Source organism: Nocardia gamkensis NBRC 108242 (assembly GCF_001612985.1).
GTDB lineage: Bacteria > Actinomycetota > Actinomycetes > Mycobacteriales > Mycobacteriaceae > Nocardia > Nocardia gamkensis.
The window spans coordinates 1-11,888 of record NZ_BDBM01000070.1 but is presented as its reverse complement, the minus strand read 5'-3'; the positions used below and the strand labels follow the sequence as shown (position 1 = coordinate 11,888).

The window sequence follows — 11,888 nt, the reverse complement described above, 5'->3', positions numbered from 1 at the left end:
CCGTAACCTCGCTTCCGGAACACCACGCAAGCGCTCCCCGACCACACCCGGAGGGGACGCGCACCTATCCGAGCGTGGCGCCTGCGTCTCCAGGTTGAGTTCTCACATCAAATCAGGCAAAAAATGTTCATTTGAACTATCTGTCCAACGGGCCGGGCTTGTTACATGGGCTCGACCGTGCCCAGAACCCACCGACCGGCTCCGCCGGGACCTTCTTTGCGAATCACCGGATCAATCTACCGTCGCCTCCGGCACCCGACCAACCATCGCTGATAGCCGTTGGACATCACCGCAGGCAAACGCGCCGCACGGGTTTGCCAGAAGGATGTTGCGGTTCTCACAGAGGGTCACCGATGCGCCAGTCCGGCACTTTCGCGCCGCGCAGCGGAGCACCCGCAGCCACCGAAAGGAGCGCCGGAGACCCAGATCACCGCGGCGATCACGACTGCGGACGGCGTCCTGCGAATCGGACCCGGTGCTCAGACGGCGGTGACTGCACTGGACCCGGCTGGTCCCATCCACGCACGCAGATCCACGACGGCATCGCAATAGTCATCGGAGTCGTCGAGGACCGGTTGGCGCGCGAGGTCGCCATTACGGGCCAACGGCGCCAGCTCCTGGGCGAGGTACGTGTAGCCGGTCGGACGCCCGTCGGTGCCGCTGACGGCCAAATCTATGCCGTAGGTGTGGTCCGTGCGGGTGACACGTACGTAGATCCGACAGGTGTCTGCCTCGACAAACATGAATCCGGCAAAGCTGTAGTCATCCGCGAACCACGGCAGACCGCCACCGACCAGCAGGCTGAACAGACTGAACAGGCGCTGGTCACCGGAATCTACCGAGCCCGTGTAGTCGAACCCGGAATCGACCGCGGTAAGGACGGTATTGCCGTGACTGTCACGCGGCCGGTCCGAGTGGACTGCCAGCAACCGTGTGACAGCGGGCCCGACGGTGAACCGCGCGTGGTCGACCGCGCCGGTCACATCGAGCAGCCCACCCACGTCCGAGGTCAGTTCGTAATCGACCGCGACACCGGAACTCATCGCAGCGTCGGATGACAGCACGATCCGCGCGTGCCCTGAGCCAGCGCGTACCACTCCCCGCACCCGGGGACCGGCAGCGTTACCTGCCGGGGCGAGAACCAGCGGAATCGCTCGGCACAGCAGCAGATCGAACCGGCCGTCGGCGTCTGCGTCGGGCACCGAATCACCTCCCTTGATCAGCGAATTCCGTCCCGTCGGCGCTGATACCGCCCGGTTCCTGATTGCTCTCGCTCCGGTCGGCTATCCGCAGCGGACCGACGGACCCGCGCCGGGTCGTAGAGGTGGGATTCGGCGCACGAGACCGTTGGCGTGAGCGCGCGGCCCACCAGGATCACCGCTGCCTGCCGCAGTCCGGCGGCCTCGACCTGGTCGGCGATGTCGGCCAGGGTGCCGCGCAACACCAGTTGCTCGGGTTGGCTGGCGCGGTAGACGACGGCGGCCGGGCAGTCCGATCCGTAGTCGGCGGCCAGTTCGGCGGCCAGGGGGCGAATGCGGGTGATGGCCAAGTGCAGCGCGAGCGTGGCGCCGGTCGCGGCGAAGTTCGCCAGCGCTTCGGACTCGGGCATCGCGGTGGAGCGGGCCTGGGTGCGGGTCAGCACCACGGACTGCACCAGTTCCGGCACCGTCAGCTCCGCGCCGAGCACCGCCGCCGCGGCGGCATAGGCGGGCACGCCCGGCGTGACATCCCACGGCACCCCGTGCGCGTCGAGCCTGCGGGTCTGCTCGGTCAGCGCCGAGTACAGCGACGGGTCACCCGAGCACAGACGAGCCACGTCCTGACCCGCACGGTCCGCGCGTACGAGACGCTCGATGATCTGATCGAGATCCAGGTGCTGGGTGTCGACCAGCTCGGCGTCCGGCGCGCAGTACGCCAGCACGCCGGGATCGAGATAGGTCCCCGCGTACAGGCACACCGGCGACGCGCGCAGCAACTCGACCGCGCGCACCGTCAGCAGATCGGCCGCGCCCGGCCCGGCCCCGATGAAGTGCACGGTCATGCGCGCGAGTGTATTGACCGCCGCACACCGCCCACCCAGCACCCAGGATGCAGGGCCCGGCCGTTCAGGCGGTTGCGTCGAAGTGGGCGATCACCTTGTCGGGCCGCAGGCGGACGACGAGTTCACCGGGAACGCCGTTGCGCTTACCGAACTCCTCGGCGCGGTCCGCGCCCATGTAGCGGCCGGCGATCTCGGTGGCGGTGCGCAGCAGTTCGCCCGTGTCTTCCGAGAGCGTGACCGTGCCCCGCAACTGGACCGACGCGTAGGGCGGCTCCTCCAGGTCCACGCACACCGAGACGCGCCCGTCCCTGGCGAACGCCTTGCCCTTCGCGCTGGACTTGCCGGTGTTGAAGACCAGCTCGTCCCCGTCGATGACGAACCACACCGGCGTCACCATCGGACTGCCGTCGGCGGCCACGAACGCCACCTTGCCGGTACGGGTGCCATGGGACAGGAAGTCGCGCACTGCGGGATCGGAGAGAGAGGCCACCCGCTCACCCTAGGTCGCGGCCGAGTACCGAGCACGCGACGAATCGCCGGGACGGACACATTCCCGAGCGCGATCCGGCACAGCGCCGCCGGCCTCGGGTTCGCGGCCGTTCGACATGCCGAATCCACTCCGACCGGCACGCGGCACTCGCGCACCGACCGGGCTACCCGCACCTGACATTCCCGCCGCGGATCCCCATCGGAGCGGCCCATTGGCAATTTCATACGCAAACGCATATCATCTGCAAATGCTTACTAACTCTTCCGATCATCAGACCGCCGACCGCTCCAGCGGGACCGGCGAACAGCCGTTTTCCGCGGGGACCATGCTGATGCCCTGGCAAGCCGGGCCGCGACACGACACTCCGGGCCCGGTGTTCGTCAGCGTGACCGACTTCCTCGCCTCCTCCGAGGAGGACGTTCAAGAGATCTACAAGACAGGGATGCGGCTGGGCCGGACCTGGCCCGTGATGCACGGCGCGGTCGGCCTGTGGCTGTGGGGTAGGCCGTCGGAGGCGCGCGGCGGCTCGATCTCGGTGTGGGAAACCGAGCAGGACATGCGGCGATTCGTACGCTGGCCGGTGCACACCGACATCATGCGGAAATGGCGCGGCCGGGTCCGCGTCGCCACCGACTCGTGGCAAGCCCCCGGTTTCGAAGTGCAGGAGGTGTGGGCACGGGCAAGCAACACGATCGACCTGCGCCCGCACCCACAGGCCGGATGATCCGTGCGGCGTCCGCGCGCCGGATGGGCGAGGAGGCCCAGCGCTCAGGAGAAATACTGCGCCGCTGGTGCACGGATTAGGGCGGCAGCACCCTGGCATCGGCAGGGATCATCCCGAGTTCTCGTATCTTCTCCAGCCGTGCCACCGCGCCATTGATGGCATTGTCGTGGAGACCGGCGTCGCCGAGCGCCGCCCGGAAGCGGTCCATATCGACGCCCTGCACCCCGCGCAGCACATCACCCTCGAGTCGCACGCCCTTCTGCGCCATGGCGAAGTCGGAATCGATATTGATTTCCAGCGGTCGAGTCGACAGGGGAAACGATCGACCGTGATCGATGGCGACCACTTCGAGCTGCCCGTCGCGTTCGACGGTGCGATAGTTGCCGGGATGGCGATCGAGCGCACCGATCACGTAATCGAGTACCGCGACCTGCTGTTGCTGGACTTTCGGGTAGTCGCCGACCGCCCGCGCGGGCTTGGACTCGACGAACTGCTGGATCATGCCCGGCCCGGAGGCCCTGCCGTCGGGTCCGATCACACCGTCCGTCCGAGCGGTCGGTGGCACCCTGCCGAAACCGAGTAGTTCATCGACTCGATATGCCGCGATCTCGCGACTCGTCAACGCACCGGGAGCATGCACGAAAGGCAACCCCGCGTCGTAGTGCTCACCATGGATCGGTTTGTAAATGTTCAATTCGCCGTCGTCCGAGCGCATCCTCCGTACCGTGGTGGAGCTTTTCGCTACGACTTCACTCATCTCGTCGTCGAACCCGACATCCGTGGTCAGCCGGCGCGCACGCATGGCGGATTCGGCCGGACTGGGCTGGTAATCCCACGTTCGCTGCCGAGCCGCCTGCGCCGGATGCACCTGTATCCGGGTGCGCGCCTCTTCCAGCAGATGCGACGATCGCTCGTCGGCATCCCGGAACTCGCGAGCACCGAGGTCCAGCGTGCTACTGGTGCGCCGATAGGTGCCCGCGGCCCTCCTCGACCCCAGATCGAGGGTTCGGGTCAGGCGTTGGGTGATGTTGCGAAGTAGAGGGGTGACACTGTTTCTCACCGCGAGGACGGCGCCGACGCGCCATCCGAACCCGATGCCGGGTTCGCGGACCACGGGGTACGACGGCCCGGCCGCGGCGCTTCTTCCGGGCTTTCGTCGACGACGCGGTAGTAACTCGTCGGCGGCGCCTCGAGCAACGCACGCAGGAAAGGCGGACCTTCGGTCGGCATTATCCGCGCGGGAGGGTCGAACACTGCGACACCGCGCTCATACAACCTTTCGGCGAACAAGCATCCGTCACGGTCGGTCACGGTGAGCGTCACACCGCCATCGGTGTCCAACCGGAATTCGGCTACGCGGCGTGGTCGCGCATAACCGACGTCATAGATCGCCACCGAACTCGGCGTGTACTCGGCCATGAACCCTCATCTTCACCTGCGACGAGACGCCCGACAGCGGCACGACCTCCGACCCGAGCGGCATCTCGGGAGCGGACTTGACGTCTCATGGAAGCAACCTACTACCGGAGCGGGAGGAAGTCACTGCGAGTGGATCGCTCCGGTTCCAGATGCACCCCGGTTCCACCCGGGCGTGACGAGCGACTCCGGCGAGGGTGCCATGCGTCGAGTGCGACATGAGCGAGCCACAGCACGGCGATATCAAAGCTACTGACCCGCTATCGCCCAGCAGTCATTCGATCTTCGGTGCGTCAACGCTGCCGAGGAAGGCGGCGCGCAGCCGGGTCGCCGGGCCGGAGGAGATGTTCGTGCCTATGGCGTCGGTCCCTCCGGCCGCGCACACCGCCATGATCTCGTCCGCACGGAATTCCACATGGTTCGGCGTCGGAGTGAGCACCGCGACCGCGCCGACGCGACGCACCACGGTGAGCAGCGCCGCGAGCGACGCGGGCGCGGTCGGGCCGGCGACCAGCGTCCGCGCCAGATCGAAACCCGACGCCTTCGCCAGCGCCCGGATCTCCATTTCATGCCTGCGCGCGCGCCGCCCGGAGATGTCGCGGCGCAGATACCCGACCACTTTCGGCTTCATGTTCACCTCTCGTTCGATGGGAGCGCCCGCCGCCGGGGGCTTTCGCCACCGTTCGCGGCTCACCGCGTCCGGAGTGCCGTGCCGACACGACATCGCCCCGGCGGCGCGCGCCCCTAGAGCCTCGAAGAACGGAGAGCGCACCGCGACGCTGTCAAGCGCGCGAGGCGCGGTGTGCGATATCTGCCGTTGCCCCGCGCCACCTGGGTACTTGTGCTTAAAGTTCGCTCACCACAGCGGATTTCGGGAACAGGGGCGGAAAGTGATCGACCACGAGATGGACGGCGTGTGGACAACGCCGCGATTCCGCAAGTTGCTCGCCGAAGGGCAGCCCGGACAAGCCCTCGCCCTCGTCCGCAAAGAAATGGGACTCTCCCAAGCCGACTTCGGCGCCCTCCTGCACTGGGACCGCACCCACGCGGGCCGGGTGGAACGCGGAGAAGTGGGGACCATCTTCGACATTCGCGAATTGGTCCGCGCCGCCGACGCACTGGGGGTGCCGCGTAAGGCGTTGCTTCCAATCTTGCTGGGACCGGTTGATCCGAGGACCATCGAAGACGGGGGTAAAGGAGCCGATGACATGGACCGCAGACAATTCGGCCTGGCAGCGACGATCACTACGATGGCCGCCAGCGCCCCGGCACCTTCCGTGTCACGCCAGGTCGGGTCCGGCCATGTGAATTACTTCCAGACGCTGACTCGGCGCATGTGGAATCACGACAATCACTTCGGTGGCGGGGACATCGCCGAGTTCGCCCTCCGTCAATACGGTTTGGCTCGCCGCCTGCTCGACCACGGCGTGTATGGCCGACACACCGGCCTCCGCCTATTGACCGAGACGAGCCGCCTTGCGCGCTGCACTGGTTGGCTCTGCCTGGACGCTGGGCGAACCACTGTCGCGCGGCAGTGCTACATCGAAGCGGTGTTGATGGCCGAGCAGGCCGACAACGACGAACTGCTCGCCAACGCGCTGGCCAGCTTGACGTTTCTGACCACCGAGAGACCGGCCAGCCGAGAACCGGTGCGCCTGGCGCAGCGCGCCAGCCATCTGGCTCGTCGCATTCCGTCGGCTCGGCTGAACGCGGTCCGCTCCGCCCGTGAAGCCGTGGCGCACGCGGCAATCGGGGAACGACAAGATTTCGAGCAGGCGATGACTCGTGCCTGGCGTGAGGTCGATCGCGGACTCGACGATGTCGACGAGCCGGTCTGGCTGCATCACGTCACACCGACCGAAATCAGATCGATCGAGGCACGCGGCCGCGTCTATTTGGGACAGCACGACCGGGCAGTCGGCACCTACCGCGACACGATCGGTGACGGCGGCACCCAGCGTCCGCGTGACGAAGCGTCGTACCGCACCTATTACGCCGCCGCCCTCGCCGGCCTCGGCGACACCACCTCCGCGATCACCGAAGCCCACGCCGCCCTCACCCTGCTGGAAGGCCCGGTCAACTCACCACGCCTCCTGACCGAACTACGCCCCGTCCGCACAGCCGCCAACCACACACGCGGCGACGACGCCGAACACTTCCGCCTTCGATTCGACACCCTCACCCGCACCGCATGACCCGAACACCCCGCGCCGCGCGTTCAAGCCAGCGCCGCAGCACCGATCCTGAGCGGGTTCTCGGCTCCGACCACCCCCGGCACCTGAAATCGAGGTGACCGCGGCAAGCTTTTGACAGCCGTTCTCGACGCGGGTCGGGCTCAGGCCTGTCGTCGTCGCACGGCGTCGGAGATGACTGCTGCGACGAACTTTTCGACTGCCGATGTAGTCGGTGGGCCGGGGTCGCGGTCTGTGAACAACAGGTGGGCGCCACCGACCAGGGAGAGGGTTAGTGAGTCGATGTCCGCGTCGGCTGCGATGCGGCCCCGGTCGTGCTCGTCGGTCAGGTAAGTGGAGATCGCGGTCGTCGCCTCGGCGAGGATCGCCATGCCGCCGCCGGGCCTGGCTTGCCGCAGTCGGGCGCGCAGTTCGTCACGGAAGGTGATGAGCGGGATGATCGCCAGCGGCACGGGTCCGAACAGGATGGTCAGAGCGCTGGTCAGATTGGCGGCCACCGTGCCGGAGCCCGCGGCGGCGCGTAGCGCACCGGCCTGCGCTTCGAGCCGCGCGGCCCGATCGAGCACGAGATCGGTGAGGAAGGTGTCGAAGTCGGTGAAGTGCCGGTGCAGAACGCCTTTGGCGCAGCCCGCCTCGTCGGTGACAGCCCGGCTGGTCAGCCCGTTCGGCCCGTCGCGCAGCAGCACGCGCTCGGCAGCGTCGAACAGTTGCTGCCGCGCGTCGCGAAGGTGCATCCCAGTCGGCACTCACAAATCCTCTCGCGCGTCGATCCAGCGGCATTATTGCTCAGTGGGCATGCGCCCACTAAAGTGGGCACATGCCCACAATGCCACAGGAGCAACCCGCACCGTCCCCGGCGCAGCCGGGACAGTTCCAGCAGATGGCCGTGTCGTTCGGCGTGGACACACAGCGCTACGACCAGGCGCGGCCCGCCTACCCCGACGCATTGGTGGCGCGAATCCTCGCCGAGACTCCGGGGACGGACGTGCTCGACGTGGGCTGCGGTACCGGTATCGCCGGTCGCCAGTTCCAGGCGGCGGGGTGCACGGTGCTCGGCGTGGAACCCGATGCGCGGATGGCCGACTTCGCGCGAGCCCGCGGGCTGCGGGTCGAGGTGGCGACCTTCGAGGCGTGGCAGCCGGGCGACCGAATGTTCGACGCGGTCGTCGCCGCTCAGTCGTGGCATTGGGTGGACCCGGTCACCGGCGCCGCGAAGGCGGCGAGCGTGCTGCGTCCAGGGGGACGGCTGGCGATCTTCGGGCACGTGTACGAGCCACCCGCCGAAGTGGCGGAACCGTTCGCCGCCGCCTACCGGCGGGCCGCGCCGGACTCCCCGCTCAGCGGCCAACCGGCTCGGCGTCCCCTCGAGCTCTACCAAGCGGGATACGCGAAATTCGCCGACCAGATCCGCGAGACCGAACAATTCGGAGATCCCGAACAGTGGCGATTCGACTGGCAGCAGTCCTATACGCGCGACCAATGGCTCGAACTACTCCCCACCACAGGCGGCCTCACCCGACTGCGAGCTGATCAGCTGGCCGAGATACTGGACGCGGTCGGCGCCGCCATCGACTCTCTGGGCGGATCCTTCACGATGGACTACACCACCCTGGCCGCCACCGCCGCACGCGCAGACACACCCTGACGGCCGCGCTCGGCACCGCGCGAAGCTACTTCGCGGCTCGGGCCTGCTCCAGGATTGCGGGGCCGCCACGGTTGGCGGCCCCGTCCGCGAAGCCGCCAACCGCACACGCGGGCGACGACGCCGAGCACTTCCGATGACCAGCGAGTCTCAGCGCGGGCGGCCGAGCAGGGTGTCGCGCCGGTCGGCCACCATGGCGCGGATCGCCGTGACGACGGCGGCCACCTCCGGGCGGCGGAGTGTTTCGGTGCGGGCGACGAGCCAGTAGCCGAGCGTGACGGTCACCGAATCGGCGAGGACGCGAACGAGATCCGCGTGCCGGTCGGCCATGAAGCAGGGCAGCAGGCCCAGACCGGCGGCGGCGCGGGTGGCTTCCACGTGCACGAAAACGTTGGTGGAGGTGACCGATTCGCGCATCGCGGGTACGAAGCTGGAGGCCAGGTCGAGATCGTCGACTTGCAGCATGGAATCGATGAAGTACACCAGCGGATACCGCGCCAGATCGTCGATGGTGGCGGGCGCGCCGTGTTCGCGCAGGTATTCGCGGGAGCCGTACAGGCCCAGGCAGTAGTCGGCCAGATGCGTGGCGGTGGCGCGGTGCACCTGCGGCTCCCCCACGACTATCTCGAGGTCCAGGCCCGAACGCTGCTGCGACGCGCGGCGGGTGGTCGCCACGATCTCGACCGAGATCTTCGGATGCCGCCGCTGCACCTCCGCAGCGGCGGGCGCGGCGATGTAGGCGCTGAAGCCGTCGGTCGCCGAGACCCGGACCACGCCCTCCAGCACCCGGTCGCCGCCCGCGTCCGCGGCCAGCGATTTCACCGCCGACTCCACCGCCTCGGCCGCGGCGAGGGCCGCCCTGCCGAGATCGGTCAGTTCCCAGCCACCGGTGACCCTGGTGAGCACTCGGCCGCCGAGCGTCTGCTCCAGCGCGGCGATGCGCCGGGAGATGGTGGTGTGGTTGATGCCGAGTTCTTCGGCGGCCGTGACGAATCGGCCCGACCGCCCCACAGCCAGGAGTACGAGGAGGTCGTCGGCACTGGGACGACCAGGCGACGCCGGGCGCATATCTGCATCTTTGCAGAGAGGCACTGCACAAATGGTCATTGCGGCGCGATTCGTCTGCACTAATACTCGGTGCAGCCAAGCATTGTGGGAGCCGTCACATCGAGAACGAAGTGTGGCCCCTGGCACGAAGGAGAAGTGCGATGAGGGAGCACAGCGCCGCGGCGACCGCGGCGGCGGATTCGGGTGCGACGACCAGCGGCTTGCGCCGCGTGGTGGCCGCGTCGATGGCGGGCACGATCGTGGAGTGGTACGAGTTCTTCCTCTACGGCACCGCCGCCACGCTGGTGTTCAGCAAGGTGTTCTTCGCCAAGGACACCAGCGACCTGGACGCCATCCTGGCCGCGTTCGTGACCTACGCGGTCGGCTTCGCGGCGCGTCCGCTCGGCGGCGTGGTCTTCGGGCACTTCGGCGACAAATACGGCCGTAAGAAGCTGCTGCAATTCAGCCTGGTGCTGGTGGGCAGCGCGACCTTCCTGATGGGCTGTCTGCCCACCTTCGGACAGATCGGCTACTGGGCGCCCGCGCTGCTGGTCGCCCTGCGCTTCATCCAGGGTTTCGCGGTCGGCGGTGAGTGGGGCGGCGCGGTGCTGCTGGTCGCCGAACACAGCCCGAGCCGCAGCCGCGGATTCTGGGCGAGCTGGCCGCAGGCGGGGGTGCCCGCGGGCAACCTGCTGGCGACCGTGGTGCTGCTGGTGCTGACCTCCACGCTGTCGGACGAGGCGTTCCTCGGCTGGGGCTGGCGGGTGGCGTTCTGGCTTTCCGCGGTGGTGGTGCTGATCGGCTACTACATCCGCACGAAGATCACCGACGCGCCCATCTTCGTCGCCGCGCAGCGGGAGGCCGAGCAGATCGAGGCGACCTCGCTGAGCGTGGTCGAGGTGCTGCGCCGCTACCCGCGCGGCGTGCTCACCGCGATGGGGCTGCGTTTCGGCGAGAACGTCATGTACTACCTGGTGGTGACGTTCACGATCACCTACCTCAAAGTCGAGGTGCACGCCGACACCCAAGTGATCCTGTGGTGGCTGCTCGCCGCACACGCGGTGCACTTCGTGACGATCCCGCTGGTGGGCAACCTGTCCGACCGCTTCGGCAGGCGACCGGTCTACCTGGTCGGCGCGCTGGCCGCGGGCACCTGGGGCTTCTTCGCCTTCCCGATGATGGACAGCGGCCACAACGCGGTCATCATGTCCGCCATCATCATCGGCCTGATCTTCCACGCCTTCATGTACGCCGGGCAGCCCGCGATCATGGCCGAGATGTTCCCCACCCGGATGCGCTATTCCGGCGTGTCCCTCGGCTATCAGGTGACCTCGATCGTGGCCGGTTCGCTCGCGCCGATCATCGCCGTCCGGCTGCTGAACACCTATCACTCCGCGGTGCCGATCGCCTGGTACCTGGCGGGCGCCGCGGCCGTGAGCGCGATCGCCGTGCTCGCCGCACGAGAGACGAAGGGGCTGACCTTGGAAAGCATCGATCACGCCGACGCCGAGACCCTCGGCGCGCGGACCGAAGTGACCGTGCGATGAGCGATCTGGCGGGGCGCAGCGCCCTGGTCACCGGTGGCGCGAGCGGCATCGGCGCGGCATGCGCCCGCGTGCTCGCGGCGCGCGGCGCGACGGTGACGGTGGCCGACGTCGACGATGTCGGCGCGAAGGCGGTGGCCAGGGAACTGGGCGGCAAGTCGTGGGCGGTGGATCTGCTCGACGTCGCGTCGCTGGAAGCGCTGGAACTCGACACCGACATCCTGGTGAACAACGCCGGGGTGCAGCACGTCAGCCCGATCGAGGACTTCGCGCCGCAGCGGTTCCGCGATCTGCTCACCCTGATGGTCGAGGCCCCGTTCCTACTGGTGCGCGCCGCCCTGCCGCACATGTACCGGCAGGGCTGGGGACGGATCGTCAACATCTCCTCGGTGCACGGTCTGCGCGCCTCCGAGTACAAGGTGGCCTACGTGACGGCCAAACACGGCTTGGAGGGGCTGTCGAAGGTCACCGCCCTCGAGGGCGGCCCGCACGGCGTGACCAGCAACTGCGTCAACCCGGGCTATGTGCGGACGCCGCTGGTGGACAAGCAGATCGCCGACCAGGCCAAGGCGCACGGCGTGCCCGAGCAGGAGGTGGTGGAGAAGATCCTGCTCACCGAGAGCGCGATCAAACGCCTCGTCGAGCCGGAGGAGGTCGCGTCACTGGTGGGCTGGCTCGCCTCGGCGGAGGCGAGCATGGTCACCGGCGCGGCCTACACGATGGACGGCGGGTGGAGCGCGCGATGAGGGCGCGCTCAGCCCAGCGCGGTCAGCGCCATCCCGCGCAGCACCG

At 68.1% G+C, this 11,888-nt stretch carries 13 protein-coding genes; 5 read left to right on the top strand and 8 right to left on the bottom strand.

From position 1 onward, the window contains the following. Positions 1-479: 479 nt before the first annotated feature. The 3 genes from NG1_RS32360 to NG1_RS32350 form a co-directional block, all read right to left on the bottom strand. Positions 480-1,202, bottom strand: coding sequence for a hypothetical protein (locus tag NG1_RS32360; RefSeq protein WP_062977288.1), 723 nt, complete (start codon positions 1,200-1,202; stop codon positions 480-482). Between the two features lie 17 nt (positions 1,203-1,219). Further along, positions 1,220-2,041: a precorrin-4 C(11)-methyltransferase gene (gene cobM / locus NG1_RS32355; protein WP_084499361.1), complete on the bottom strand. Its 822-nt coding sequence runs from the start codon at positions 2,039-2,041 to the stop codon at positions 1,220-1,222. 64 nt (positions 2,042-2,105) lie between these two features. Next, positions 2,106-2,531 carry a PPOX class F420-dependent oxidoreductase gene (locus NG1_RS32350; protein WP_062977286.1) on the bottom strand — a complete coding sequence of 142 codons (426 nt, stop codon included), beginning with the start codon at positions 2,529-2,531 and terminating at the stop codon, positions 2,106-2,108. 247 nt (positions 2,532-2,778) lie between these two features. On the opposite strand from NG1_RS32350, the gene NG1_RS32345 reads away from it, so the two are divergent. Continuing rightward, positions 2,779-3,255 carry a hypothetical protein gene (locus tag NG1_RS32345; protein WP_157114373.1) on the top strand — a complete coding sequence of 159 codons (477 nt, stop codon included), beginning with the start codon at positions 2,779-2,781 and terminating at the stop codon, positions 3,253-3,255. Between the two features lie 76 nt (positions 3,256-3,331). Here the strand turns inward: NG1_RS32345 and NG1_RS32340 are convergent, their stop codons facing one another. The 3 genes from NG1_RS32340 to NG1_RS37650 form a co-directional block, all read right to left on the bottom strand. Next, a complete protein-coding gene (locus tag NG1_RS32340) occupies positions 3,332-4,315 on the bottom strand; it encodes a protein kinase family protein (RefSeq protein ID WP_157114372.1) in 984 nt (327 codons plus the stop codon). After that, a complete protein-coding gene (locus NG1_RS32335) occupies positions 4,312-4,674 on the bottom strand; it encodes a hypothetical protein (RefSeq protein WP_062977280.1) in 363 nt (120 codons plus the stop codon). The genes NG1_RS32340 and NG1_RS32335 overlap by 4 nt, the downstream gene beginning before the upstream one ends. Positions 4,675-4,945: 271 nt before the next feature. After that, positions 4,946-5,302, bottom strand: a complete 357-nt coding sequence (locus NG1_RS37650) for a hypothetical protein (protein ID WP_168434066.1) — start codon at positions 5,300-5,302, stop codon at positions 4,946-4,948. On the opposite strand from NG1_RS37650, the gene NG1_RS32325 reads away from it, so the two are divergent. Then, positions 5,301-6,866, top strand: coding sequence for a helix-turn-helix domain-containing protein (locus NG1_RS32325; RefSeq protein ID WP_168434067.1), 1,566 nt, complete (start codon positions 5,301-5,303; stop codon positions 6,864-6,866). The genes NG1_RS37650 and NG1_RS32325 overlap by 2 nt on opposite strands. Positions 6,867-7,006: 140 nt before the next feature. Here the strand turns inward: NG1_RS32325 and NG1_RS32320 are convergent, their stop codons facing one another. Further along, positions 7,007-7,609: a TetR/AcrR family transcriptional regulator gene (locus NG1_RS32320; RefSeq protein ID WP_062977274.1), complete on the bottom strand. Its 603-nt coding sequence runs from the start codon at positions 7,607-7,609 to the stop codon at positions 7,007-7,009. 71 nt (positions 7,610-7,680) lie between these two features. Between NG1_RS32320 and NG1_RS32315 the strand changes: the two genes are divergently transcribed. Next, positions 7,681-8,508 (top strand): class I SAM-dependent methyltransferase, encoded by an 828-nt coding sequence (locus tag NG1_RS32315; RefSeq protein WP_062977272.1) that lies wholly within the window; start codon positions 7,681-7,683, stop codon positions 8,506-8,508. Positions 8,509-8,655: 147 nt separating this feature from the next. Here NG1_RS32315 and NG1_RS32310 read toward each other — a convergent pair whose 3' ends face one another. Then, entirely contained in the window at positions 8,656-9,612 is a 957-nt protein-coding gene (locus NG1_RS32310) for a LysR family transcriptional regulator (protein WP_062977271.1), read from the bottom strand. 101 nt (positions 9,613-9,713) lie between these two features. On the opposite strand from NG1_RS32310, the gene NG1_RS32305 reads away from it, so the two are divergent. Both NG1_RS32305 and NG1_RS32300 read left to right on the top strand, forming a co-directional pair. Further along, on the top strand, positions 9,714-11,099 hold the full coding sequence (locus NG1_RS32305) for an MFS transporter (protein ID WP_062977269.1): 1,386 nt from the start codon (positions 9,714-9,716) through the stop codon (positions 11,097-11,099). Beyond that, complete coding sequence (locus tag NG1_RS32300) at positions 11,096-11,842, top strand: 3-hydroxybutyrate dehydrogenase (RefSeq protein WP_062977267.1); 747 nt, start codon at positions 11,096-11,098, stop codon at positions 11,840-11,842. The genes NG1_RS32305 and NG1_RS32300 overlap by 4 nt, the downstream gene beginning before the upstream one ends. The last annotated feature ends 46 nt before the right edge of the window (positions 11,843-11,888 follow it).